Origin of the sequence: Vibrio spartinae, assembly GCF_024347135.1 — a bacterium.
Lineage (GTDB): Bacteria > Pseudomonadota > Gammaproteobacteria > Enterobacterales > Vibrionaceae > Vibrio > Vibrio spartinae.
Genome location: NZ_AP024907.1, coordinates 3019693 through 3045225, shown reverse-complemented (window position 1 = coordinate 3045225; position 25533 = coordinate 3019693). Strand labels below are relative to the sequence as shown.

Genomic DNA, 25533 nt, shown 5'->3' with positions numbered 1-25533 from the left:
AGCAAAAATATTGTAAATCACCTTTAAATAAGGCGATGGAAAATATTTTTCACCAAACCGCGAGCGGGGCTATCAGTCTTGATGGATTATGATATACTCTGCGCGCACTTTATACCTTATTAACAGAGTAAGACAATGGCAGATTTATCGAAATACAGAAACATTGGTATTTTCGCGCACGTTGACGCGGGTAAAACCACTACCACTGAGCGTATTCTTAAGCTTACTGGTAAAATCCATAGAACTGGTGAGGTTCACGATGGTGAATCTACTACGGACTTCATGGAACAGGAAGCAGAGCGCGGTATTACTATCCAATCAGCTGCGGTAACTTGTGAGTGGAAAAACCACCGTCTAAACGTTATCGATACTCCTGGACACGTTGACTTTACAGTAGAAGTATACCGTTCACTGAAAGTTCTTGATGGCGGTATCGGTGTATTCTGTGGTTCTGGTGGTGTTGAACCACAATCAGAAACCAACTGGCGTTACGCGAACGAATCAGAAGTATCTCGTCTGATCTTCGTAAACAAACTGGACCGCATGGGTGCAGACTTCTTCCGCGTTATTGAGCAAGTGAAGAGTGTACTGGCTGCGACTCCTCTGGTAATGACTTTGCCTATCGGCCGCGAAGATGAATTCGTCGGCGTTGTTGACGTATTATCTCGTCAAGCGTATGTATGGGATGACACAGGTCTGCCAGAAAACTACGAAATCAAAGATGTTCCAGCAGATATGGTTGATCAGGTAGAAGAATATCGTGAGTACCTGATTGAAACTGCTGTTGAGCAAGACGACGATCTAATGATGGCTTACATGGACGGCGAAGAACCTTCTATCGAAGACATCAAACGTTGTATCCGTAAAGGGACACGTGACCTAGTATTTTTCCCAACTTACTGTGGTTCTGCATTTAAGAACAAAGGTGTTCAGCTGGTTCTGGACGCAGTTGTTGATTATCTGCCAAACCCAACAGAAGTTGATCCGCAGGAACTGACTGATCCACAAACTGGTGAACCAACTGGCGAAGTGGCAAAAGTAGACGCAGCAGAACCTTTGAAAGCGCTGGCATTCAAGATCATGGATGACCGCTTCGGTGCTCTGACTTTCATCCGTATCTACTCAGGTGTGATGAAGAAAGGTGATACCATTCTCAACTCTGCAACTGGTAAAACAGAGCGTATCGGCCGTATGGTTGAGATGCAGGCTGATGACCGTACTGAAATCACTTCAGCACAAGCGGGTGATATCATCGCAGTTGTTGGTATGAAGAACGTTCAGACCGGTCACACGCTGTGTGATCCAAAACACGAATGTACACTTGAGCCAATGATCTTCCCAACACCGGTAATCTCTATCGCGGTTTCTCCGAAAGATAAAGGTTCTACTGAGAAAATGGGTATCGCGATCGGTAAGATGGTTGCAGAAGATCCATCATTCCAGGTTGAAACTGATGAAGATTCAGGCGAAACCATCCTGAAAGGTATGGGCGAACTTCACCTGGACATCAAAGTAGACATCCTGAAACGGACTTACGGCGTTGATCTGGAAGTGGGAGCACCTCAGGTTGCTTACCGTGAAACGATTACCAAAGAAATCGAAGACAGCTACACGCACAAGAAACAGTCTGGTGGTTCTGGTCAGTTCGGTAAGATCGACTACCGTATCAAACCAGGTGAGCCAAACTCTGGCTTCTCGTTCAAATCAACTGTTGTTGGTGGTAACGTCCCTAAAGAATTCTGGCCTGCAATCGAGAAAGGCTTCGAAGGTATGATGGAGCACGGTGTTCTGGCTGGCTTCCCGACTTTGGACGTTGAAGTTGAACTGTTCGACGGTGGCTTCCACGCAGTGGATTCATCTGCAATCGCATTTGAAATCGCAGCGAAAGGCGCATTCCGTCAGTCAATGCCAAAAGCCGGCGCACAGCTTCTTGAGCCAATCATGAAAGTTGACGTGTTCTCACCAGACGATAACGTTGGTGATGTCATCGGTGACCTGAACCGTCGTCGTGGTATGATCAAAGACCAACAAGCTGGTGCAACTGGCGTACGGATCAAAGCAGACGTTCCTCTTTCAGAGATGTTCGGCTACATCGGTACACTGCGTACTATGACGTCAGGTCGTGGTCAGTTCTCTATGGAGTTCGAAAAATACGCAGCATGTCCAGCAAACGTTGCTGAGAAAGTTATCGCTGAAGTTAAAGAACGTAACGCGAAGAAGTAATTCTTCCGGGTTAACCCTTTAACGACAAAGCCCCGCGAGCGAAAGCAGACGGGGCTTTTTGTTGTGATTTCTGAACAACTGATTTTGGCTGTGGTGGTGGTTTCCAGTTCCTGCCCTGCGATGAACCTTTTCATCATCTACATCTTACGTATGTTGCTTTATGTACGTTCGATGATGGTCTGTTCAATAATATCAAGCTCGTTTAAACCGGAAAGAGTGAAAGTTGCGATTTGTTCTTGTATCCAAGCAATGAAGACTTTGACCTTTTTTCTTTGCAGGTAACTTTCTGGGGCACAGATATAGTAACTGTAACGAGAGCGGATGGCTTGATGCCCTATCCGAATGAGTTTTCCTTCCTGAATATAGCGATGAGCCAGCGTGTGTTTCATCAGGGCAACACCTTGTACGGCTAATGCCCCTTCCAGCACAAACAGCGACCCCTCATATTGAAGGGTTGGACGCCCGGTTGGAGCACCGATAGAGTTCAACCATAGCTCCCAACTCATATCTGGAATCATATCTTCAATTAAGTCAACACGATATAAATCATTCACTGATTCGATGCGATGCTGTTTTTGATAGAGAGGATGGCATACGGGATAGAGCACTTCATCCATCAATTTGATACTGGTCAGGTTTTCATAGTTCCCTTGTCCATAACGAATACAGAGATCAACTGAATCATCCTGAAATGTCACCAATGCATCTTTTGGATCGATCAGCAGTATGATATCTGGATGTATTTGTCTGAACTCTTGAAGTTTGGGAACAAGCCAGTGTTGGGCGAAAGCCGGATGAGTGGAAATCGAGAGCTGATTCGGTGACGAATCCTGCGTTAGATGTTGTATTCCAGCATAGAGTTCGGAAAACCCTTTTTGAGCATATTTATATAGGATCTGTCCTTCTGTTGTCAGATGGACTCGCCTGTGCTGACGAATGAACAATTCACACTTTAACCACTCTTCTAGTTGACGAATTTGCTGGCTGATTGCAGCGGCACTGACAAAGAGCTGCTCGGACGCAATTTTGAAGCTGCCTGCTTGTGCCGCCATGTAAAAATAATAGACAGATTGTAAAGGAGGTAGGCGACTTTTCACTTAAGTTTTCCTTAATTGAGTGTCAGATTTTATCGTTTGTGCCACGAACTATTTTCGACGATTATTTAACCACGAAAACACCATATATCAAGGAAAAACTATGAACGTTATTGTCAATAAAATTCAACCGCCTTTGATTGATACTTATCGTTTTTGGGTTAAGAATATCTACTCTTTGATAAAACAATGGCAGCGCAATTATCAGACACGCCAACAATTATCAGAATTGCCGGAACATCTGTTGGAAGACATTGGTCTGACCCGGGAAGATGCTCACACCGAGTGTCAAAAATCTTTCTGGGATTAATCGACGGTGATTCCGGTGTTTGTGTTTCGCACCAAGTATCTGAAGATCATTCATGGGCTCAGCCATATGGATGATTTTCGGAGATTGCGTCTTCCCATACCACAAGCTTATCTTTTGGCCAGTGTAATCCCAGTTGGTGATACTGTTGTTCCAGCAAGTGCCTTTTGATCTTGAGTGTTGGCGTCAGAATACCATTCTCAATACGCCAGACATCTTTCACCATTAATACCCCTCTGATTTGCTCATGAGATTGCAACTCTTGATTGAGCGTTTCGATGATACGTTTGGCTGAACGTTCATAGCGGGCTTTATTGAAATTGGGGATATCATGCGGGACAACCAACAGGATCGGTCCGGGTAGACCTAAACCGATGAGACATAGCATTTCAACACGGCTGGTTTGATAGAGTTTTTTCTCAATGGGAACCGGAGAGACAAATTTACCTTTCGCTGTTTTGAACGTATCGTTTTTTCTCCCCAGAAGGGACAGGTAACCTTCTGAATCAATTTTGCCAATATCACCCGTTTTCAGCCAGCCATCATCGGTTAAGACTTCACGGGTTGCCTGTTCATTTTTGTAGTAACCGGTAAATAACCCTTTACTCTGAACTAAAACTTCACCTTCTTCCGCTATCTTGAGAGTAACGCCCGGACCGGCGAGGCCGACCGTACCGACTTTGGATTTTTGATAAGGGTAGTTGAGTGTTGAGTAAGCGAAGGACTCACTCATTCCCCAAGCCTCCGTAATCTTCAGACCCAGCTTATCATACCAAAGCAACAGTTCAGGAGAGACCGGTGCCGAACCGCAGCCAAGCACTCTCGCTTTGTTCAGGCCTAATGCATGGGCGACTTTATTGCGGATGATGGTTCGAATCAATGGGATCTTGAGGAGCAGATCAAGCCGTTTTTGTGGAAGGGTATCCAGAATGCGTTGCTGAAAAAGTGTCCATAACCGAGGGACTGAAATAAATAGTGTCGGGCAATGCATTTTGACATCTTCGATAAACGTATCGAGGGACTCCGGAAACGCGGTTTGCGCACCGGAGAAGATAGAAGAGCCAAAAATATAAACGCGTTCTGTAATATGAGCCAACGGCAGATATGAGAAAAGCCGATCATGGCTCTCGATTCCGATACACTGACTTAACTGGCTCACAGACCAAGCGAAACCACCATAACTTAACATCGCACCTTTGGGGGTACCGGATGTACCGGATGTGTATACAATTGACATCAGCGATTGTTCATCATGCTGCGGCTTGTCGGTTGTGGGGGGGTGATCGTGAATCAGTTGGTTGTACTGATACTGGCAGTGTGGTGTACTATCGTATGGGAGAGAAATGCTGATCAAATCAGGTTGGTTGTTCAAAATGTCCATCACGGCGGTCATGTCATCCAGCTTGCCAATGAACGCTGCTTTGCACTCACTGTGAGTGAGGCAATAATCGATGGTGTCTTCTTTGGCAGTTGGAAAAATTGGTACGCTGACAAAACCGCCCAGCATAATTGCCAGATCACAAATAAACCATTCAGCACAGTTTTTAGAAATGATTGCGACGCGGTCCCCGGGTTTCAGGTTGAGATCATGTAATGCACTGACCAACCTTTGCGCATGGTCGGCCACTTGAGCAAATGTATATGTCTCAAAGCGGCGATGTCTGATCTGTTTCAGATAGATATCATCGGGTCGCGATTCAGCCCAGTGGAGCATACATTCGTAAGGTGTTCTTAATGTACTGTTATCGGTATGGGTTTGATGTCCTTTGTTGAGCATAAGGTATATCCATTATTAGGCAGTATTATTTGGTGGCATTGGTGTCTAAGTGGACTCACGATATATGACTCGGAGTGCGTCATCAGACACAGGCCTTTATCGATACTCTATATTTATAGCTAGCCATTAACGAGCTGTTTTATTGAATTTCAAAGTTTGGATTGAGTTAGCTTTACTTTAAGATTATTTCGATAACTTTGTTCTTTATGTGATTCATTTTTGTGATGTATTTCGAGATAAGTTACGTCAGCAAGTGATTCACTCTGCTGCTTGATCTCTGCTGGTGACTGGAATAAAGGAATGACGATTTAGTCGGAGAAATGGCAGGGATCCGGCTCCGGGTATTTTCGGGTGATGTCTTTTAAAAATTCCTGATGGTTTCTTAGCGCATTGACACAATGTTTATCGAGTTTTCCTTCGGCAACCATTTTCTCTAGTTCCAATAGGGCAAAGGGGACTGAGCGAGCTTGTTTATAAGGTCGATGGGTGGTCAGTGCATCAAAAATATTAGCAACCGTGACAATTCTCGCAGAAACCGGAATATCATCACCTTGGAGTCCGTGCGGATAGCCGCTACCATCCATTAATTCATGGTGGTAGGAAACAATTTCTTTCAGTGTCCGGATACAGGCATGATGAAGACAGTCAGTGCGTGATAAGACGGATTCCATCATCTCAACCCCTTTTTCAATATGCCCGATCACCTGTTGCCTTTCCGTCATTTCCAGCTCTCCGGGTTTTAAAAGCAAGCGATGTGGTATCGAGAGCTTACCGATATCATGTAACCGGGAAAAAAGCGTGATATGGTCGATTTTTTCATCGTCCAGATGATATCGCTGTGAGACGCCCCAGGCGATAATTTTGGTGAAATGATACATTCTTTCTTGATGATCACGGCTTTGAGCCAGATGTTTCGGATTCTGTTTGAGAATGAAACTCGTCATATCCAGAATCTTATAAACGGTTTCATATTCACGCCCGATTGCCTGACGAATCGTGTCGATATGCGTGGAGAGTTGTTGATTGAGTTGTTCGTCGAAATGGTACCCTTCGGCAGTATTGATAAAAATGAAACCAATGAATTCATGCTCATAATACATCGGGGAGGCGAGTGATGCGCCAAAACGTTGTTGTTTGAGCCATTGATTGTGAAGCGTATCGGCTCCCAGTGACTGAGTCGGATCGTTGATACAGCGATCGCATCGTTCAGTAGCACAGCGCTTCAGCCCGGTCAGTTGACTCAGCGGGTATTCGTAGCGGTGTAAAATTTCATGGTCCGGGGTGCTGTCGGCATAGGTCTTTAAGTGATCTGAAAATGGTTCGTACAAGGCAAATGATATGCGGGCGATTTGAGGCAGTTGCTCGCGAATATATTGATGAATTTCAACAAACTGCTCATTCAGACTGCGCTGATGGGATGTTTGTTGAACATCATTGTGATCAAGATGACTCATGTCGATACCCTTGCTACGATTTCTCACCAATGCCTTATTTTAGTTTAGAAGAATTATGCATAAAAATAGCAGTCAGTTGTCGAAAAAATGCATTCTTTTCGTGCTCCCCATTGGTGGCAGCCGCGGACTCGAATCTGTGGTTCTGCTCTGCGGTTTTTGACGAGCAGTTAGGCTTGTTTTTTAACGGAATCCCGTCTGACTAATGTGGGCGAAAAACGCAACGGTTGTGAGTCTGATTGAGTACCTTTGGCCAGATTGAGTGCCAGTTGTGCGGCTTGCTCTCCCATCAGTTGAATCGGGTAGAGAACTGTGGTTAATTTGGGACTGACATAGCGAGAAATTAACGCATCATCAAAGCCGACAATCGAGATTTGATCCGGTAACGTCAGGCCGTTTTCTTGTAACACAAAGATTGCACCCGCTGCCATATTATCGTTGTAGGCCACGATCGCTGTGATATCCAGTGATTTTAGCAATAAGTTTGTGGTGGCGATTTCGCCCCCTTCGGTATTGGGTTCAGCTTGCTCAATATAACTGGCAGGCAGCGAAATACCATAATCATGCAGGGCGGCTTTGTATCCGGAAATACGTTGCTCGGTATCTTCAATCGGGTGTGAAGAACTGATGCAAGCAATATTTTTATGTCCATTTTTAATCAGATATTCTGTCGCCAGATATGCCCCTTTAAAATTATCCAGAGAGATACAGCGATCAGCGATTTCTGGAATGTAACGATTAATCAATACCATCGACTTGACCTCCCGGGCATAGTCGATCAGCTCGTCATCAGAAAGTGCTTTCGCATGAATGACCAGTGCATCACAACGGCTGTTGATCAATAGCTCTATCGCCTTGCGTTCGTGTTCCGCATGATGGTAACCATGACCGATCAACACCTGCTTACCATTCTCATGGGCGACTTTATCGACGGCTTTCACCAGTGTGCCAAAAAATGGATCAGACGCATCATTGACCAGAACACCGATAATATTGGTGCTTTGACTCACCAGAGCCCGGGCTGCGGCATTGGGACGATAGCCTAATTTTTGCATTGCGGCTTTGACCGCTGTAATGGATGACTGACTGGCTTTCGGAGACTGATTCACGACACGCGACACGGTTGCGACGGACACACCGGCTTCTCGTGCAACATCTTTTATCGTTGCCATTACATTCCTCTATACATCATTCAGATAAAATATGGCGCAGCGAAACGATGACATCACAGCCCGTTAGATAAAGATGGGACTATGTCTTCGGATGTTGCCATCTTGGTGATATTTTCTGTAAACACGCGGATTCTATCATGAACGTGCAGGCATAAAAATGTAGCGACCGCAAAAGTCTGAGCTTTCGTGAGGGCAAAATAAAATAAGGCCTCAGTGAAGAGGCCGTGAATTGTCAGGATTGGATCTGAGTGAGGAGTTGGTCGATTTTAGGCCAATGTTCCGGATGAATTCCCGCATAATTCTCATATTTGGGGGCGTGGCGATCATTCTCCAGTGGATGCGACCAACCATGCGTGTGTTTGACGAAAAGGTGTGCAAAGGCCTCTGAAACTTCAAGGCAGCCGGTGAGAACCGTATCGATGTACGTTTGCAGGATTGGGCTCTCATGACTCGGTGGCATGGGCTGATGCTTGACATAAACCCACACGGTATCTTTATCGGTGAGTGGCAATTCCGTTTCGATGTTGGCAGACGCCAACTGGATGCGATGATATCCCCGTTCACGCTGGTCAAACTGAGCCAGTCCTTCGGTTGATACATTGAGCAGTACCCCATTCACGATGCCGTCACCGAGCTGAGCAATCAGCGGTGAAGCCTGATAGCTGTCATCCACGATTCCCCAAGTGCGGGTTAAACCCTCAACCACAGCCGGACAGGTTAAACCTGTCTGTCCGGTCAACTGTCGTGACGATGAATTCATCAGGCTCCCGTACCCAAAAATGTAAATTGCCACAAAACCTCCGCTGCTATGCTGTTCTTTATTTTGTATCGGTGTGATTGAGATAAGCTTCAACTTCTGCTGCCATGCGTGCTTTTTCTGCGGCTGAGATAAAGCTGGCTTCAATCGCATTGAATGTGAACTGAGCGAGTTCAGCATGCGTTATCTCGTGGGCGTTGGCAACGGCAAGGAAATTATCAGTCATGTAGCCACCGAAATAAGACGGATCATCAGAGTTGATGGTGACGCAGAGTCCTTGTCTTAATAACTCGACGATGTTGTGTTGTTGCATATCATCAAAGACGCGTAACTTGATATTGGAAAGGGGGCAAACCGTGAGCGGCATGCGTGTCTTGGCCAGTTGTTGCACGAGTTGTGGGTCTTCGACACAGCGAACTCCGTGATCAACCCGTTGTACCCCCAAGAGGTTCAAAGCATCATCAATATTACTGGCAGGGCCTTCTTCTCCTGCATGAGCGACGGGAATAAAACCCGCATCTCGCGCCATTTGAAATACTCGGGCAAATTTTTCCGGTGGATGACCTTGCTCTGAAGAATCCAGCCCGACACCGACAATTTTATCCTGATAAGGCAGAGCTTGTTTTAAAGTTTCAATGGCATCAGCTTCGCTGAGATGACGCAGGAAACACATGATCAACTGACTGGAAATCCCCAGCTCTTGCTTGGCTTTGTCTAATGCAGCGGAGATACCGTTGATGATTGTTTGAAAGGCGACGCCACGGGCGGTATGCGTCTGTGGGTCAAAAAATATTTCAGTATGAATCACATGGTCAGCCTGACAGCGTAGGAGGTAGGCCCAAGTCAGGTCAAAAAAGTCCTGTTCATGAATCAACACATCCGCACCTTGATAATAGATATCAAGGAAAGATTGCAGATTGCTAAACTGATAAGCGGCCCGGACTTCTTCTGGTGTCTGGAAGGGGATATTGACCTGATTACGTTTTGCCAGTTGAAACATCAATTCTGGTTCGAGTGTGCCTTCAACATGAAGATGTAACTCTACTTTGGGGAGATTCTGGATAAAGTTTTGCATATCTGCCTCTGTGACAATCAGGTAACTCTACAGTGAATCAAGCGATTCACGAATATTTGCTCATGATAGCGGTGTATGATGAATGTGTTTTACCCGCCATTATCTCTGTGCCACGGATTCTACTGAAAAAATCTGTGTTCTTCATCACTTCTCTGGCAAAGAAGTGACGCTTTCTACTGAGTTTAATCGACAGGGGGCTGATGAATGTCATCACAAAAAAGCCGACCCATCAGGGCCGGCTTTGGATTTTAATCAAGGAGCGATGAATTCAAATGATGAATTCATGCATCATGCTTAGTTATTGCTGTGAAGCTCATCGTTGAGTTCTACTGCTGACTTGTTGGCGAGACACTCGACCTGTCCGGTCTGAGAGTTTCGTCTGAAGAGCAGATCGGAGACTCCGGCTAAATCACGCGCTTTGACGACTTCAACTTTGTTGCCATCTTTATCCAGCATTTGGACTTTGGTTCCGGCGGTAACATATAAGCCAGATTCAAGCGTACAACGATCGCCCAGCGGGAAGCCCAGCCCGGCATTGGCACCGAGGAGCGAGTTTTCACCGATAGACACAACGACTTTACCGCCGCCAGAGAGTGTTCCCATGATGGATGCACCGCCACCGATATCTGAACCGTTGCCGACAAGCACGCCCGCAGAAATCCGGCCTTCAACCATGCTGACCCCCGTTGTTCCTGCATTAAAGTTGATAAAACCTTCATGCATGACCGTGGTGCCTTCGCCCACATGTGCGCCTAGGCGAACGCGTGAGGTATCTGCAATCCGCACGCCTGCCGGTACCACGTAGTCAACCATCTTCGGAAACTTATCGACACAGTCAACACTGAGGGCTCGACCAGCCAGACGCGCAGCCATTTGGCGTTCAGGGAGTTCCGGTAAGTCAATCGGCCCTTCGCTGGTCCAGGCAATGTTGTGGAGCAGGCCGAAGATGCCATCCAATACAATGCCGTGTGGCTGAACTAAGCGATGTGAGATCAACTGAAGCTTCAGGAATCCTTCTGCGACAGTTTGCGGTTTATCATCACTTGCCAGAATAACCCCGACAAGCGGTTGTTCAGATGATGCAGCCTGAGTTGCAAAAACAGCGCTAGCCTCATGCTCAGACTGAAATGCTTGCGCCAGCTCAGCGGCTTGCGCCTGAGTGACTTCAAGTGTTTCGTTGCCACCCTGATAGTCGAGTATGGTGGCCAATTGGGAAACCAAAGCATCACTCGGGTTGAGAATCGGGGTTGGAAAATACGCTTCGATAATTTTTCCGTCACGGTTTTTCGTTGCTGTTCCAAGCGCTAGTGCAAAATAAGCCATTGTGTTCTCCGTTGATGAATCGCGTTGTGACGTTGACTCATGCTGTTGAGCCGTTCGTTTGAGTCAGCAACGCGGGCACTGAAATCAGATATGACCATCATAAAGAGCCACGACACAGGATGAAAGCCTGCAAACGCAGAACGTCTGTCAATTGATATGCGTTGTCGTTTTAGCGATATATCACCCTATAAAGAAAACTTCAATCAGGCCGCTTGATCATCGGAGTCTGTGGCGGCTGCTTTGGGAGCTGGCTTCTTCTCTGATTTGGGTTTGGCTGGTGCCGGTCTGCGTTTAGCACCTAAGGCGTACAGCACTTCTTCTTTGTTCTGTGCCAGATACATTGCCAATTCTTCTTGTTTTTCTTCATTATCCAGTAACTCACTCTTGCCGAGTAAAGTGAATAATTCATCTGCCATATCGAGCATTTTGTCATAAGCATCTGCCTCGGCTTTAGAGGTAAAAGTCATTTTTTCTTCTCCATTCCGCTCGACCACGTACTTGACGATTACAGCCATGGTAATTCCTCTGTTTTGGTTGAATGATGAAACACTGTTATTTTATACAGTAAAAACGCGCGTAAGTCTATTCATTGCGACGCCATTCAAAGCAAAATTGGATAAAGCATTTCAACAGCGGGTTTTGATATTTTTCTTTATGGACCAGCAACCAAAAGCGTCGGCGCATATCCAAAGGGACTGATAACGAGACAACCCGACCATCTTGTAAAGCCGCTTTGGCCGCTAATCGGGACAGACACCCGAATCCTAACCCGGCGGATACGCCGTTAATCAATGCTTCGGTCGTATTGAGTTCAAATGCTTCATACCATCTTTCCAAACGGGGCGCGATAGTGCGGAGAAAGAATTCTCTGGAACCGGAACCCGCTTCGCGTAGCAACCACTGGCTATGCTCGAAATCCGATAACTGGATGTCGGTTTTTTGAGTAAGCCGATGTTCAGGCGCACAGATGATGCACATCTCATCTTGGCTAAATTGTTTGGACACTAAGGCCGGATGTAACGTTTTCCCCTCGATCAGGGCAATATCCAGCTCATAATCAACCAGCTTTTGGCAAATTTGTGCCGAGTTAGAAATAAATAATGTTTGTGTACTGTGCTGAAACTGTTGCCGGAAGTGACTCAGAAGATAAGGCGCGACTTGATTGCCGATGGTATCACTGGCGCCAATCCGCAATTGACCGTATAGCCGGTTTTCGTGCTCAAATAATAGGGGAATATTATTGGCCCGGTTTAACAGCTCATCCGCTAAGGGGAGCAGCTTTCTGCCTTCCTGATTGAGAATCAGGCGATGATTCACCCGGTCAAATAACACATGTCCCAACTGTTTCTCCAGCTCTGAGAGCGCCATACTTACGGCTGCTTTGGACAAAAATAGCTCTTCGGAAGCTTCTGTGAGGGTCTTGTTACGGGTGACGACCGTAAAAATGTGCAATTGTCGGAGGGTGATATGAGTGAGCATATTGGATTCGATTTTCAACGGATAAGAATCTACATCTTTCGATATTTTATCTTTTTATTCAAGTCGGTGACATGGGAAAGCTAACAGGCAATATGCTAATCTAGTCAACAATGATGATTTCTCAATCCGGATAATACTTGTTTACTGTTTATCACTCCAATCAACTTGATACGCTCAAGATCCTGCTGGTTCATTTGATTCAAAGTGATCCATTGACTCACCCGTTTGAAGCCGAGCAAATTTTGGTTCAGAGTCCGGGGATGTCGCAGTGGCTGAAAATGGCGTTGGCGCAGGAGCTTGGCATCACGGCGAACATTGATTTTCCGTTGCCGGCGACATTTATCTGGGAGATGTTTTCCAGTGTGTTACCGGATGTGCCGAAGCGAAGTGCCTTCAATAAAGCGGCCATGACTTGGAAGTTGATGCGACTTTTACCGGAAATGCTCGATCAAGCCGAGTTCATGCCGTTACAGCAGTATCTGGCGGATGACAATTCAGCGTTGAAACGATTTCAGCTGGCTGAAAAAATTGCCGATATCTTCGATGGTTACTTGGTGTATCGCCCTGACTGGATTGAGCGTTGGGAAGCCGATAAACCCATTGAGTCACTGGCTGAACGCCATCCGTGGCAACCGCTATTGTGGCAACGGTTGTTTGAGGACACCAAGCGGTTGGGGCAGTCGCATTATCACCGGGGCAACTTGTATCAACAGTTTATTGAACTGTTACAACAGACCCGGGTTCCAGACGGGATTTTGCCCAAACGGTTGTTTATTTTTGGTATCACAGCACTGCCGCCTCGTTATCTGGATGCGCTGCAAGCTCTGGGAGAGCAGACCGATGTCCACCTGATGTTAACCAATCCGTGTCAACATTATTGGGGGGAAATTCGGGACCGAAAATATCTGGCCCGCGTTGCGAGTCTGAAACGTAAACAGGTTGTATTACAGCAAGGCCAATGGGTTACAGGTGGCGAACGCTCGCCATTAAAAGGGGGAATCGACGCCAATCTTGAGGATGAACTGCATTTGCAGCAAGCGGTCGGGAATAGCTTGCTGGCGTCAATGGGGAAACTTGGGCGAGATAACCTTTACCTGCTGTCGCAGATTGAAAGTGAAGAACATGAGTTTTTTATTGAAACACCCCGGGACACGCTATTACATCAGATTCAGGCCGATATTCTTCATCTCGAAGAACATCAGAATGATCAGATTCTGACCTCCAGCGAGCACAAGCAACCGATCGATAACGGTGATGATTCTGTGTCGATTCATCTGTGTCATAGTCCGCTGCGAGAAGTGGAAGTCCTGCATGATGAGCTCTTGTCATTGTTTGACCGTCACCCAGATCTCAAGCCCCGGGATGTGATCGTGATGGTTGCCGATATCAATACCTACAGTCCGGTGATTGAGGCCGTTTTCGGTAATGCATCCGCTGAGCGCTATATTCCTTTTTCCATCTCTGACCGCACTGCGGATCAAGAATCCCCGGTTTTGCAGGCATTCATGCGTTTGCTTCAGTTGCCGCGTTCCCGCTGTCTCGCCTCGGAGTTACTCGAATTGTTGGAAACCCCGACGATGATGGCGCGGTTTGATATCAATGAAGCCGAATTTTTACAGGCGAAGGGTTGGGTGGAAGCGTCCGGCATTCGCTGGGGGCTGAATGAGCAGACCGCGAGTGAATTCGATTTACCGCCGACACGACAAAACACATGGGAGTTCGGGATTGACCGAATGCTCGCGGGCTATGCTATGTCTGATTCAGCAACCATGCTGGAACTGGATGATCACAATGTTGCCCCGTATAACGAGATTCAGGGGCTTGACGCTGAGTTGGCCGGCAAACTGGCTGCGTTTATCAGCCGGGTTCGGGATTACCGCCAGCAGTTGCGACAGACGTTGGCGGTTGCCGAATGGCGTGAGTTACTCCATGCTTTGCTTGATGATTTTTTTGTTGCTTCGGTGGAAGAGGAAGTCAGCTTTCAGCACATCCGCGATACACTCAGTCACCTGCAGGAACAATTACAGGACGCTCACTATGAAGCGCCGATTGCGCCGGACATTTTATATCACTATCTTACCGGGCAGTTATCCAATGCCCGGGTCAGTCAGCGTTTTTTAGCCGGGCAAGTCAATTTCTGTACCCTGATGCCAATGCGCTCGATTCCTTTCCGGGTGCTTTGCTTACTGGGGATGAACGACGGGGTTTACCCTCGAACGGTGCCAGCCGAAGGGTTTGATTTAATGACAGAGCAGGCTCGCCCCGGTGATCGTTCACGCCGGGATGATGATCGCTATCTGTTTCTTGAAGCATTGCTCTCCGCCCGGGAGCGGCTGTATATCAGTTATGTCGGACGTTCAGTTCAAGATAATAGTCTCAGTTTGCCATCGGTTCTGGTGAGTGAGCTGGTGGCGTATTGCCATCAGAATTATTGTCTGGATGGCGATCAAGCGCTTGCCAGTGATACCTCCGGTGATCGGCTGGTCCAACAGATGACTTTGTCTCACCCGATGGTGCCGTACAGTCCGGATGCATTTACCAGCCCTCACGGTAGTTATGCCAGAGAGTGGCTCCCGGCAGCAACGGGAACAGCGTTACCCGAGCCAATGGCTGAGGCGGCACAATTACCTGATTTTTTTGCGGATGTGGCATTTCCATTAGAACTGGACTTTGTCGAATTACAACGCTTTTGGCGTTTGCCGGCTCAGTATTTTTTCAATCGTCGTTTGCGTGTCTGGTTTGAAAATGAGTTGGTGTCATTGCAAGATGAAGAGCCGTTTTCACTCAATGGTCTGGCACGCTATCAACTGTTAGATGAATTAGTGGCCGTCTTGCTTGATGCGCGTCGCAGTGCCGCGGGGCAGGAAAGTCATGCAGACATGACTGTACAACGGTCAGAAACGCAACGGTCAGAAGCGCAGCAGGTTGATTATTTTATTCAATCAAAGCGGGCACAAGGACAACTCCCTGTCGGGGCTTTCGGTGAACTTGAATTTCGCGAGCATTATGAACAAGCGCTCGCACTGACAGAGGTCATCGACGGACTATGTCAGCAACCGCAGCCCGACTGTGAACTAAATCTCTATACCACAGCGTTGGGGGATGAGCGGCCAATCCAATTACTTGGCTGGGTGACTCACTATTTTCAATCCGGTCTGGTGCGCTATCGGGTCGGTCGCATACGTGCGCAGGATTATTTGTCAGCATGGCTGGATCATCTTGCTGTGGCCGTTATGGGTGAATCATGTCCGACACATCTTATCGGTTATGAGCGTAAGAATGGGGTTCAGCACCTCTATTATCCAGAGATCGATGCCCAACAAGCCCAAGCTTATTTGGATGAGTTCGTCCGGCTCTACGTCGAGGGAATGAATCATCCTTTAGCTTATTTTCCGCAAGTTGCGTTGGCTGGGATTGAAGCAAATTTCAATCGTCAGCGGGAATGGCATGAAGATGAAGAAAAAGCAGCAAAGAAAATGCAAGATGCCTTTATCGGTAATGACTTTAGTGCGGTTGGCGGTGAAGGGCAAAATGCTTATATTGCCCGCATCTGGCCACAGTGGTCAGACACTTTAAGTCAGATGGTGCGTGCTTATGCCGCACAGGTTTTACAGCCCCCGATGCTTTGGGTAAAAGCAGATACTGATGAATGATGATGCTCAGGACATCACGCATGTATGCGAGTGGCTCGGATAGTAAAAAGAGTTTCTCGGATGGTAAACAGAAGACAGAAGAAAGTGGGTGGCCGCCAGAAAATCGTTATTTTGTGTAGGGTGTTTGCTGTACGACCACAGGTCAGAGGGACCATAATTCGGTGAGTTGGACATTTCACTCAACTGAGTATGTCTTCAACTTGGAACGAGATACTAATGATGAAAGGGTTAGTTATCCGTGAGTCAGATCGCACTCTCTTGTCAGGCATAACCAGCGTGAATCGATTTATGTCAATTATATTGCTTAGATCACACTCCATCATGCTGAATCAACAGTTAACTTGGAGAAAATACGGGTATGAGTCACACAGCATCTGATGCGATGATCCCGCTAGAACCGATGCGATTTCCGCTGCATGGGATGCGCTTGATTGAAGCGTCCGCTGGCACTGGAAAAACATTTACGATTGCCGGTCTCTACTTGCGTCTGTTGTTAGGACATGGCGATGCACAGGTGCGCCATGCGACACCGCTGCGGGTGGATCAGATTTTAGTGGTGACATTTACTGAGGCGGCTACCGCAGAGTTGAAAGGACGGATTCGTGCCCGGATTCATGAAGCCCGGCTGGCATTTGCCCGACATCATAGTGATGATCCGCTGCTGCAATCATTTCTCGATGACATTCCTGACCATGCTGAGGCTGCCAGTGTTTTGCTTCAGGCAGAGCGAGAGATGGATACGATGGCGGTTTATACGATTCACGGATTCTGTCAGCGGATGCTCGTTCAGAATGCGTTTGAGTCGGGGAGCAGCTTTCATCACGATTTTATTACGGATGAAAGCCGTCTCAAAGCGCAGGTAGTGGCGGATTATTGGCGACGACAGTTTTATCCGCTGTCGGTTGCGCTGGCAGCTGAAGTCCGTAACTTATGGCCGACACCAAACGGTTTACTGGCACAAATCGGCCCTTATCTCAGTGGTCATGCACTATCCCTGTCCGTCAGCGCGATGGAGGCCAGCCTTGAACAACTCCATCAAGATAACTTGCAACGTATCGTTGAGATGAAGGCGCAATGGCGACAGTATCAGTCTGATATTGATGCGTGTATTGCTGAATCGGATGTCAATAAACGTGTTTACACCAAAAAATTCCGGCCACAGTGGATTGAGCAAGTGTCCCAATGGGCTGAAGCAGAGACGCATAGTTACTGGGTTCCCGAACAGTTGTCTCGTTTTTCGCAACAAGTGTTGTATGAGAAAACACCAACCGGTACACCACCGGAGCATCCATTATTTGAGACAATTGAACGATTTCTTGCGACACCGGTGTCAATTGAAGCGCCTTTGAAAGCGCATGCGATTGACACTTGTCGTCATTTGTTGGCGAAAGCAAAATCGGAACAGCAGTGGTTATCGTTTGATGATTTGCTGTCTCAGCTTTCATCCGCCTTGGATCTTGATAGTACCGGTCAGTTAGCGCAGCGGATTCGCACTTTATATCCAATCGCGATGATTGATGAGTTTCAGGATACCGATCCGCTGCAATACCATATTTTTAGCCACATTTACGCCCCGCATCCAGCATGTGGCTTGTTAATGATTGGTGATCCGAAGCAGGCGATTTATGCGTTCCGCGGGGCGGATATTTTCACCTATATCAAAGCGCGTCGTCAGGTGAGTTCCCATTTTACTCTGGCAACGAACTGGCGGTCCGGACAGTCGATGATCGATGCTGTAAACCGATTGTTTGCATCGTCCGATAGTCCTTTTCTCCATGATTCAGATATTCCGTTCATTCAGGTTGCCGCCCCACCCGAAGCGCAGCAACGCCAATGGCAACTGCATCAGCAAGTGCAACCCGCCATGACTTACTGGTGGCCGGATGATATTGCACCGGATTCCGTCATGACCAAAGGTGAATACGAACAAGTCATGGCGAATGCTACCGCAGCTCAAATCCAAACGATTCTACAGGCGGCGCATGCTGGGGAAGGGAGCCTCTGTTCTAAGAATGGGCAGAAAACGATTCAGGCCGGTAACATTGCGGTGTTGGTTCGGACGGGGCGTGAAGGACGGCTTATCAAAGAAGCGCTGGCGCGTCAGGACATTGCCAGTGTCTATTTGTCGAATCGGGAGAGTGTTTTTGCCAGTGACATCGCAGTGGATATTCAGCGGTTGTTACAGGCGGTGTTGACCCCGGAGCAGGAGCGCCCACTCCGGGCTGCACTGGCGTCTCCCTTGTTCGGACTGGCGATTCAGGATTTGGATGCATTAAATAGTAATGAATCTTTATGGGAGCGCGTGGTTCAGGAGTTTCGCCAGTATCGGACCATTTGGTCAGAGCGCGGTATTCTGCCGATGCTACGGGCGGTGCTCTATCAGCGCCATCTTGCTGAGCGTTGGCTGGCACTCAAAGTCGGAGAACGGTTGTTAACGGACTATTTGCACATCGGAGAACTGTTACAGCAAGCGGGGGCCGAAATCGAAAGTGATCATGCTCTGTTGCGCTGGCTGACTCAGTCGATGATTGATGTGACGCAGGGGGGACATCCGGAAACGTCGATTCAGCGGTTGGAGTCAGAGAAAAATCTGGTGCAAATCGTCACCATTCATAAGTCAAAAGGGCTCGAATATGATCTGGTGTTTCTCCCGTTTGTGATGAGCTTCCGTGAGGCCAAAGAGGCGCGTTACTACGACGAGCAACAGGACCGAATTGTTCTGGATATCACCCGTCGAGAAGAGACGCTCGCAAAAGCTGAAAGAGAGCGTCTGGCTGAAGATTTACGTTTGTTGTATGTGGCTTTAACGCGTTCAATATATGGGTGTTATGTTGGGGTTGCGCCGTTGAAAGGGCGTTCAGGGAAAGGGACCAGCAGCGCTCATTTATCTGCAATCGGTTATTTGTTGCAACAGGGCGAACCCGGTGATGCCGGATTGTTGCAGCAGGGCATTGCATCGCAGTGTGATAGTGAAGGACACACGGTTATTGATGTACCACCGTCACTTCCCGAGTCGCCTTTGCCACGCGTTGACGCACCGCAACAAACATTGACGGCACAACAGAAACAACATCCGATTGAGCGGGCGTGGCGCATGACCAGTTATTCCAATCTGGTCAAGCAATCCGGCCATCATGCTTTTCTCGATGCGACGCAGGAAGAACCGGGATTCGATCTCGATTCGGCCGGAGAAGCGGACGAATCTCTGTTCGACCCGGAAGAACAGACGATTTTTACATTTCCGAAAGGGGCAACCGCAGGGACGTTTCTGCACAGTTTGTTTGAGCAGATTGAATTTACCGAGGCTCCGGATAGTCCGGCAAATACCGGGGTGATCCAAACGTTGATGGCGTCGGCTGCGCTTGATGAGTCTTGGCTGCCTGTATTACAGCAAATGCTTACGCATGTATTACAGACGCCCTTAGATGGTAAAAAATTGCGTTTGGGACAGGTTCCAGCGCAACAGCGGTTGGTTGAAATGGAGTTTCTGTTGCCGATTGATAAATTACGTTCACCCCTGTTGAACCGGATTTTGAAACGACATGATGCGTTGTCCGCTCAGGCCGGGGAGCTGAATTTTGCTCAGGTCGAAGGGATGCTGAAGGGATTTATCGATCTTGTATTTGAATATCAGGGGCGATATTACGTGCTGGATTGGAAATCAAATCATTTAGGAAATCAACCTGAAGATTATCGCCCCGCTCGTCTCGACGCTGCGATGGTTGAACATCGGTATGATTTTCAGTATCAAATTTATACGTTGGCACTGCACCGATTTTTGGCAAGTCGTTTGGTTGACTATACCTATGAACAACATTTTGGTGGTGTGTATTATCTGTTTTTGCGGGGCATGGATGGGCAGACCTCGTCGGGGGTATTTGCCCATCGTCCCAAGTGTGAACTGATTACCGCATTAGACCGTTTTTTTGCCGGGGAAGATGACCATATGCGAGCCACGCAGGAAGGGCAGATGGAGCTCGACTTATGATACAACTGGATCAGGCTCTGGCATCGTTAGCTGAAAAACGTGTGATTCGTCCGTTGGATCAACAATTTGCCCGTTTTATTGCTCACCAGTGCTCACAGGATCAGGCTGCGGTGGCTTGGTTAGCCGCGCTGGTCAGTTATGAACTGGGCCGAGGACACATCTGTGTACCGTTGGTGGACGATCAAGGACGAGTGACGCTGGCGCAATTATTATTCGGTCATGCGGTTGCTGAGTTGCACGCGATCAGAGAGGGTGTTGAATCACTCGATTGGTTAGCGGTGATTGCGCGTTGTCCATTGATAGGTGAGCCGGGCAGTTACTTGCCGCTGATTTTTGATGGAAAACGGCTTTATCTCCAGCGTTATTGGTTTTATGAGCATCAGTTGGCGTTGCGCTTGCAGAAGTTGTCATCACCGGTCCTGAATGATACGACACAAACTGAATCTTTAGCCAACACGTTGAATCAATTATTTCCTCGTCCCTATGACGCGTTATTTGAGGCGTTACAACAGGCGTCATCTGTAGGAGAACGGCAGCGTCTGGTTTGTGAATATCTCGATGTTGTCCAAGAATCTGCGTTGGACTGGGCGTCGATTGATGAATTATTACAGCAAGCCTCCAGTTGTTCGGCACTTTTGGGGCTGAAGACGCTGATACCGGAATCGGTGTGTCTGAATTGGCAGAAGGTCGCAGCCGCGATTGCGTTAAGTCGTCGTTTTGCGGTGATTTCCGGTGGGCCGGGCACGGGGAAAACCACCACCGTCGCACGGTTGCTGGCGGCACTGGTGAGTCAAAATCATTCAGTTCAGCAGCAGCTGGTGATCAAACTGGTTGCCCCGACCGGAAAGGCCGCCGCACGATTGACCGAATCTATCGGTCAGGCGGTTGAACGATTGACCATTCCCGCAGAGATGAAAGCATTGATACCGACTCAGGCAAGTACGTTGCACCGGTTATTAGGTGCAATTCCGAATCGTGCCGAGTTTCGCCATCATCAGCGCAATCCGCTGCATGTTGATCTGCTGGTGGTTGATGAGGCGTCAATGATCGATTTACCGATGATGTATAAATTGTTGATGGCTTTACCTGATCATGCCCGCTTGGTGTTACTGGGAGATAAAGATCAGTTAGCCTCTGTCGAAGCCGGCGCGGTGTTAGGCGATCTCTGCGCCTTTCAGACTCAGGGATATAGCCGGCGTCAAATCACTCAGCTGGCTCGGTTAACGGGATACCAATTTGCGCCACAACTGCCTCATCAAGAGGTGCCGGCACTGGCGGACAGTTTGTGTCTATTACAAAAAAGTTACCGTTTTCATGCTCGCTCCGGGATCGGACAACTGGCCAAAGCGGTGAATTCAGGTGATGTCTCCCAGCTATTTCAGGTGATGCAACAAAGCTACACCGATGTGCAAATTCATGGGTTGGATAGTGAAAGTTATCATCAAATGTTACAGACACTGGTGGCGGAGTATGCGCATTACTTGCACGCAATTACGGATCAATCCGCAATTGCTGAGGGCACCACTCCGGAGAAAAAAGCGGGATATGTGCTGCGGTTATTTCATCGCTGTCGATTGTTGTGCGCGATTAGAGACGGTGACTTTGGTGTCACCGGTGTTAATCAGAGAGTTGAACGAGCCTTAAGCCGCCATCAACTGATTCGTAAAAATGATGAGCCGTGGTATGAAGGTCGTCCGGTGATGATCACCCGGAATGATCACCATCTTGAGTTATATAATGGGGATATCGGGATCTGTATGCGCGATCCTCAGGACGAGCGGCTGAAGGTCTATTTTGAACAATTTGACGGTCATGTCCGGGGTTTTCTGCCGAGCCGGATCCCGCAACATGAAACCGCTTATGCGATGACAATCCATAAGTCGCAGGGGAGCGAATTTGATTTTACGTTGTTGCTGCTCCCACCGGATCATACCCCGCTTTTGACGCGGGAGTTGGTTTATACCGGCATTACTCGGGCGAGAAAGCAGTTGGCACTCTTCACTTCCCCCAAAATCTTGCAGGCTGCGGTCAGGGTGAAAACTCAGCGCGTGAGTGGGTTAAGAGAAAAAATGGCAGAGTGACTGCTTGGGTTCATTCCGAAAAACGCAATTAACCTGTACATCATTTATCTTAGGGAGATTGATGTGAAGTGAATGTGATGGCGCGAATTTTATAACGAGACTGACATTCCAAAATGAAGTTTTTCACTTGTTCATTTATCGGAAAAACGCAATGAACATTATGGCCTTCTAAAAACTGATGGTCTCCCATGTCCCAGAAGCTCTGGAGTGAATTACAGATAACCGTTCTCATATTTCTGTGCTCTTAATGACTAATTTAGTGACTAAAAGCATCCTTGCATTACTGTTCACCTTGAACAAATACTGTGATATTTATCCCAAAAACAGTATTTCTTAATTGATCGGGTGAATTTTACACAATTTAAAAATAGAGTAAAGCGGTTTGTTATCCATTTGGTTTCAGTGCAATTTAAGTATTTGCCATGACTGACAATAAAATAGTAAACAGGCTTAGATGTCACCACATCATATAATGGATTGCATCCAAGCCTTGCGTTTCATGCCCGTTACAGTTCGAGACTCAAAACTTTGGAGCGGCGCTGGTAGTTGTACAGGTTTTGTTTGATTGCTGGCAGTGAACTCACGTCCATCTCAACAAACCCCTGTTCTCTGAACCAGTGCAGGCTATGCGTGGTGAGAACGAACATATGTTCGATCCCCATGTTCTTCGCTTGTCCTTTCATATGATTGAGTAACATCAGTCCACGGTTACTATCCCGGTATTCATTATGAATGGCGACACATGCCATTTCTGCCATGCTCTCTTCCACATAGGGATAAAGCGCAGCGCAACCGATAATCAGCCCATCGCGGTCAATAATGGTAAAGCGATGAATTTCTTGTTCAAGCTGTTCTCTTGAGCGGCGCACCAAAATGCCGGTATCTTCCAGTGGCTGGATTAAATCAAAAATACCACCGATATCATCGATGGTGGCCTGACGAACCTGTTCTGAACTGGCCATCACGACTTGAGTACCGATACCATCAAAAGAGAACAGCTCTTGAATCAAGGCGCCATCTTCTTTGTAACTGACTAAATGACTGCGAGGGACGCCTGCTCGACAGGCTGAAATTGCAGCTCTGAGGAAACGGACTCTGCCGGTATGACTGTCTTGCTGCTCTTCGTCTTCGGGATCCGGTTCCATTCGGCTCAATAGGGCTTCGACGTCGGCCGGGAACAGTTCAGCAATCGCATTGCCGTGTTCATCAATAATGCCTTGTTCGGAACAAAATCCGATCAATTTGTCGGCTTTGAGACGAATCGAGACTTGCGTGGCCACTTCTTCCGACAGCAGATTAAAACACTCTCCGGTCACCGAACTGGCAATTGGACCAAGCAGGACGATCGAGCCTTGTTCTAAAGCCCGGTTGATCCCGTCGATATTGATGCGGCGCACCCGTCCGCTGTGACCGTAGTCAATTCCATCATCAATCCCTAAAGGCTGGGCAATGACAAAGTTACCGCTGACGATATTCAGTTGGTTTCCCGCCATCGGTGTATTATTCAGGCTTAAGGAGAGTTTGCCGGTGATTGAAAGCTGGAGCTGACCTGCGGCCTGCATGACCAGTGGTAAAGCTTTTTCATTGGTGATCCGAATCCCCCTATAGTAGGGCGTTGCACATGCTTGATCCTGCAAAATCTGATTGATTTGCGGACGAGCGCCATGCACCACGACCAGCTTTACCCCCAGACTGTGCAGCAGGGCAATATCACTGATGATATTGGTGAAATTTTTGTCCGCGACCGCTTCACCACCGAGCATGATGACCATTGTCTTCCCACGGTGAGCATTGACGTATGGTGTTGATTGGCGAAAGCCTTTAACCAGTGCAGTACTTCTGTTCTTCACAGTAAAATGTCCATGTTTATTTATGTTGAAATAATGACTTTTTATTCAATTTTGAGCAAGTGTTTTTTATTGCTTTTTTGTCCATGATTGTCTGCACGTCAGAAGTTGATAAATTTCGTTTAAATATCCGTCCTGTCGATTGCAGATGATGGATCAATTTGTCATGCTTTGCCAACCGTAAATGATGGAAAACGAACTGTGAAAAAAATATTGGGCCTGATGCTGGCATCTGTGATACTCAATGGGTGTGTGCACCCGACCGATCGTGCTCAGCAGTATCTCGACGGCACATTATCAAATGATCTCAACCGAACTGAGACCATTACTTCCAACACACCTCGGGACTTTACTGAATTTCCGCTTCAGAGTGAGCTGGTGGTACAAAACTCCCCGTCACTGGCGATGCTTTATCAGCCGCTTTATGAACATTTGAAAGAGTGGATCCAACAAAGTGGCGATCCCGCAGAATTGCAACAGTACGGGGTTCAGGCGGCTCAGCTTCAAGGGGGCGATCAACAGGGGAATGTTTTGTTTACCGGTTATTTTTCACCGGTGATTGAACTGCGTCATACACCTGATGAGGTGTTTCGTTATCCGTTGTATGCCATACCGGCCTGCGAGGCCGATTGCCCAACCCGGGCGCAGATTTATGCAGGGGCGCTTACCGGACAGGGATTGGAACTGGGTTATTCAGCGAATCTGATTGATCCGTTCATTATGGAGGTACAAGGCAGCGGGTTTGTCCATTTCGGGGATGATGATTCTCTGGAATATTTTGCCTATGCAGGGAAAAACAACAAAGCCTATATCAGTATCGGTAAAGTGCTGATCGACCAGGGCGAGATTCCACGGGAGAAAATGTCGTTAAAAGCGATTAAGCACTGGGTCATGACGCATCCTGAAGATGAGGTAAAAACCTTGCTGGAACAAAATCCTTCCTATGTGTTTTTTGAGCCGAAAGCCGCAGCACCGGTGACCGGTTCAGCCGGTATTCAACTGCTACCGATGGCTTCAGTTGCCGGGGACCGACGGATTTTTCCGATGGGAACGCCGATCTTGGCCGAAGTGCCCTTGCTCAATGCGGATGGTAGTTGGAGCGGAACACATGAGTTGCGGTTGTTGATTGTGCTCGATACCGGCGGTGCGGTGAAAGATAATCATCTCGACCTTTATCATGGTATGGGCGAACGAGCCGGGATCGCTGCCGGGCATTACCGTCATTTCGGACGCGTATGGAAACTGGGGTTAGAAAACTCTCCGACGCAGGCTCCGTGGGCTTTACCGCCAGAAAAGTTAGAATAGT

General features: G+C 47.7%; 18 protein-coding genes. 7 read left to right on the top strand and 11 right to left on the bottom strand.

Features of this window, described 5'->3' with window-relative positions:
- Nucleotides 1–135: 135 nt before the first annotated feature.
- The gene (gene fusA, locus OCU60_RS13660; RefSeq protein WP_074371755.1) at nt 136–2223 is read left to right on the top strand and encodes an elongation factor G; all 2088 of its coding nucleotides are present in this window, start codon (nt 136–138) and stop codon (nt 2221–2223) included.
- A gap of 158 nt (nt 2224–2381) precedes the next feature.
- On the opposite strand, the gene OCU60_RS13655 is transcribed toward fusA, so the two are convergent.
- Nucleotides 2382–3320 (bottom strand): LysR substrate-binding domain-containing protein, encoded by a 939-nt coding sequence (locus OCU60_RS13655; RefSeq protein ID WP_074371754.1) that lies wholly within the window; start codon nt 3318–3320, stop codon nt 2382–2384.
- A 100-nt stretch (nt 3321–3420) separates the two neighbouring features.
- Here OCU60_RS13655 and OCU60_RS13650 point away from each other — a divergent pair, with 100 nt between their 5' ends.
- Nucleotides 3421–3627: a DUF1127 domain-containing protein gene (locus tag OCU60_RS13650; protein ID WP_074371753.1), complete on the top strand. Its 207-nt coding sequence runs from the start codon at nt 3421–3423 to the stop codon at nt 3625–3627.
- A gap of 58 nt (nt 3628–3685) precedes the next feature.
- Here OCU60_RS13650 and OCU60_RS13645 read toward each other — a convergent pair whose 3' ends face one another.
- The 5 genes from OCU60_RS13645 to OCU60_RS13625 all read right to left on the bottom strand — a co-directional run bounded on the left by OCU60_RS13645 (nt 3686) and on the right by OCU60_RS13625 (nt 9856).
- Nucleotides 3686–5401 carry an AMP-binding protein gene (locus tag OCU60_RS13645; protein WP_074371752.1) on the bottom strand — a complete coding sequence of 572 codons (1716 nt, stop codon included), beginning with the start codon at nt 5399–5401 and terminating at the stop codon, nt 3686–3688.
- A 308-nt stretch (nt 5402–5709) separates the two neighbouring features.
- Nucleotides 5710–6855 (bottom strand): HD domain-containing phosphohydrolase, encoded by a 1146-nt coding sequence (locus OCU60_RS13640; protein ID WP_074371751.1) that lies wholly within the window; start codon nt 6853–6855, stop codon nt 5710–5712.
- Between the two features lie 167 nt (nt 6856–7022).
- Nucleotides 7023–8024: a substrate-binding domain-containing protein gene (locus OCU60_RS13635; protein WP_074371750.1), complete on the bottom strand. Its 1002-nt coding sequence runs from the start codon at nt 8022–8024 to the stop codon at nt 7023–7025.
- 232 nt (nt 8025–8256) lie between these two features.
- Complete coding sequence (locus OCU60_RS13630) at nt 8257–8811, bottom strand: gamma-glutamylcyclotransferase family protein (protein WP_074371934.1); 555 nt, start codon at nt 8809–8811, stop codon at nt 8257–8259.
- Between the two features lie 31 nt (nt 8812–8842).
- Nucleotides 8843–9856, bottom strand: coding sequence for an adenosine deaminase (locus OCU60_RS13625; RefSeq protein ID WP_074371749.1), 1014 nt, complete (start codon nt 9854–9856; stop codon nt 8843–8845).
- 82 nt (nt 9857–9938) lie between these two features.
- Between OCU60_RS13625 and OCU60_RS13620 the strand changes: the two genes are divergently transcribed.
- A complete protein-coding gene (locus tag OCU60_RS13620) occupies nt 9939–10154 on the top strand; it encodes a hypothetical protein (RefSeq protein WP_074371748.1) in 216 nt (71 codons plus the stop codon).
- Here the strand turns inward: OCU60_RS13620 and dapD are convergent.
- The 3 genes from dapD to OCU60_RS13605 form a co-directional block, all read right to left on the bottom strand.
- Nucleotides 10151–11179: a 2,3,4,5-tetrahydropyridine-2,6-dicarboxylate N-succinyltransferase gene (dapD, locus tag OCU60_RS13615; protein WP_074371747.1), complete on the bottom strand. Its 1029-nt coding sequence runs from the start codon at nt 11177–11179 to the stop codon at nt 10151–10153. The genes OCU60_RS13620 and dapD overlap by 4 nt on opposite strands.
- Before the next feature lie 203 nt (nt 11180–11382).
- The gene (locus OCU60_RS13610; RefSeq protein ID WP_074371746.1) at nt 11383–11694 is read right to left on the bottom strand and encodes a YebG family protein; all 312 of its coding nucleotides are present in this window, start codon (nt 11692–11694) and stop codon (nt 11383–11385) included.
- A gap of 67 nt (nt 11695–11761) precedes the next feature.
- Complete coding sequence (locus OCU60_RS13605) at nt 11762–12658, bottom strand: LysR substrate-binding domain-containing protein (protein WP_074371745.1); 897 nt, start codon at nt 12656–12658, stop codon at nt 11762–11764.
- Nucleotides 12659–12795: 137 nt separating this feature from the next.
- On the opposite strand from OCU60_RS13605, the gene recC reads away from it, so the two are divergent.
- The 3 genes from recC to recD all read left to right on the top strand — a co-directional run bounded on the left by recC (nt 12796) and on the right by recD (nt 22380).
- On the top strand, nt 12796–16311 hold the full coding sequence (gene recC, locus OCU60_RS13600; protein WP_074371744.1) for an exodeoxyribonuclease V subunit gamma: 3516 nt from the start codon (nt 12796–12798) through the stop codon (nt 16309–16311).
- Nucleotides 16312–16669: 358 nt separating this feature from the next.
- On the top strand, nt 16670–20299 hold the full coding sequence (gene recB / locus OCU60_RS13595; RefSeq protein WP_074371743.1) for an exodeoxyribonuclease V subunit beta: 3630 nt from the start codon (nt 16670–16672) through the stop codon (nt 20297–20299).
- Nucleotides 20296–22380 carry an exodeoxyribonuclease V subunit alpha gene (gene recD, locus OCU60_RS13590; RefSeq protein WP_074371742.1) on the top strand — a complete coding sequence of 695 codons (2085 nt, stop codon included), beginning with the start codon at nt 20296–20298 and terminating at the stop codon, nt 22378–22380. Before recB ends, recD begins: the two co-directional genes overlap by 4 nt.
- 49 nt (nt 22381–22429) lie before the next feature.
- Here recD and OCU60_RS22960 read toward each other — a convergent pair whose 3' ends face one another.
- A complete protein-coding gene (locus tag OCU60_RS22960) occupies nt 22430–22612 on the bottom strand; it encodes a hypothetical protein (RefSeq protein ID WP_074371741.1) in 183 nt (60 codons plus the stop codon).
- Nucleotides 22613–22886: 274 nt separating this feature from the next.
- A complete protein-coding gene (argA, locus tag OCU60_RS13585) occupies nt 22887–24230 on the bottom strand; it encodes an amino-acid N-acetyltransferase (protein WP_074371740.1) in 1344 nt (447 codons plus the stop codon).
- Nucleotides 24231–24428: 198 nt separating this feature from the next.
- Between argA and mltA the strand changes: the two genes are divergently transcribed.
- Nucleotides 24429–25532: a murein transglycosylase A gene (mltA, locus tag OCU60_RS13580; RefSeq protein WP_074371739.1), complete on the top strand. Its 1104-nt coding sequence runs from the start codon at nt 24429–24431 to the stop codon at nt 25530–25532.
- The last annotated feature ends 1 nt before the right edge of the window (nt 25533 follow it).

Excerpts from the sequence above, each read along its gene's own strand:
- fusA (WP_074371755.1), top strand. The coding sequence starts at position 136 with ATGGCAGATTTATCGAAATACAGAAACATTGGTATTTTCGCGCACGTT.
- OCU60_RS13650 (WP_074371753.1), top strand. The coding sequence starts at position 3,421 with ATGAACGTTATTGTCAATAAAATTCAACCGCCTTTGATTGATACTTAT.
- OCU60_RS13645 (WP_074371752.1), bottom strand. The coding sequence starts at position 5,401 with ATGCTCAACAAAGGACATCAAACCCATACCGATAACAGTACATTAAGA.
- OCU60_RS13640 (WP_074371751.1), bottom strand. The coding sequence starts at position 6,855 with ATGAGTCATCTTGATCACAATGATGTTCAACAAACATCCCATCAGCGC.
- OCU60_RS13635 (WP_074371750.1), bottom strand. The coding sequence starts at position 8,024 with ATGGCAACGATAAAAGATGTTGCACGAGAAGCCGGTGTGTCCGTCGCA.
- OCU60_RS13625 (WP_074371749.1), bottom strand. The coding sequence starts at position 9,856 with ATGCAAAACTTTATCCAGAATCTCCCCAAAGTAGAGTTACATCTTCAT.
- OCU60_RS13620 (WP_074371748.1), top strand. The coding sequence starts at position 9,939 with ATGTGTTTTACCCGCCATTATCTCTGTGCCACGGATTCTACTGAAAAA.
- dapD (WP_074371747.1), bottom strand. The coding sequence starts at position 11,179 with ATGGCTTATTTTGCACTAGCGCTTGGAACAGCAACGAAAAACCGTGAC.
- OCU60_RS13610 (WP_074371746.1), bottom strand. The coding sequence starts at position 11,694 with ATGGCTGTAATCGTCAAGTACGTGGTCGAGCGGAATGGAGAAGAAAAA.
- OCU60_RS13605 (WP_074371745.1), bottom strand. The coding sequence starts at position 12,658 with ATGCTCACTCATATCACCCTCCGACAATTGCACATTTTTACGGTCGTC.
- recB (WP_074371743.1), top strand. The coding sequence starts at position 16,670 with ATGAGTCACACAGCATCTGATGCGATGATCCCGCTAGAACCGATGCGA.
- recD (WP_074371742.1), top strand. The coding sequence starts at position 20,296 with ATGATACAACTGGATCAGGCTCTGGCATCGTTAGCTGAAAAACGTGTG.
- OCU60_RS22960 (WP_074371741.1), bottom strand. The coding sequence starts at position 22,612 with ATGAGAACGGTTATCTGTAATTCACTCCAGAGCTTCTGGGACATGGGA.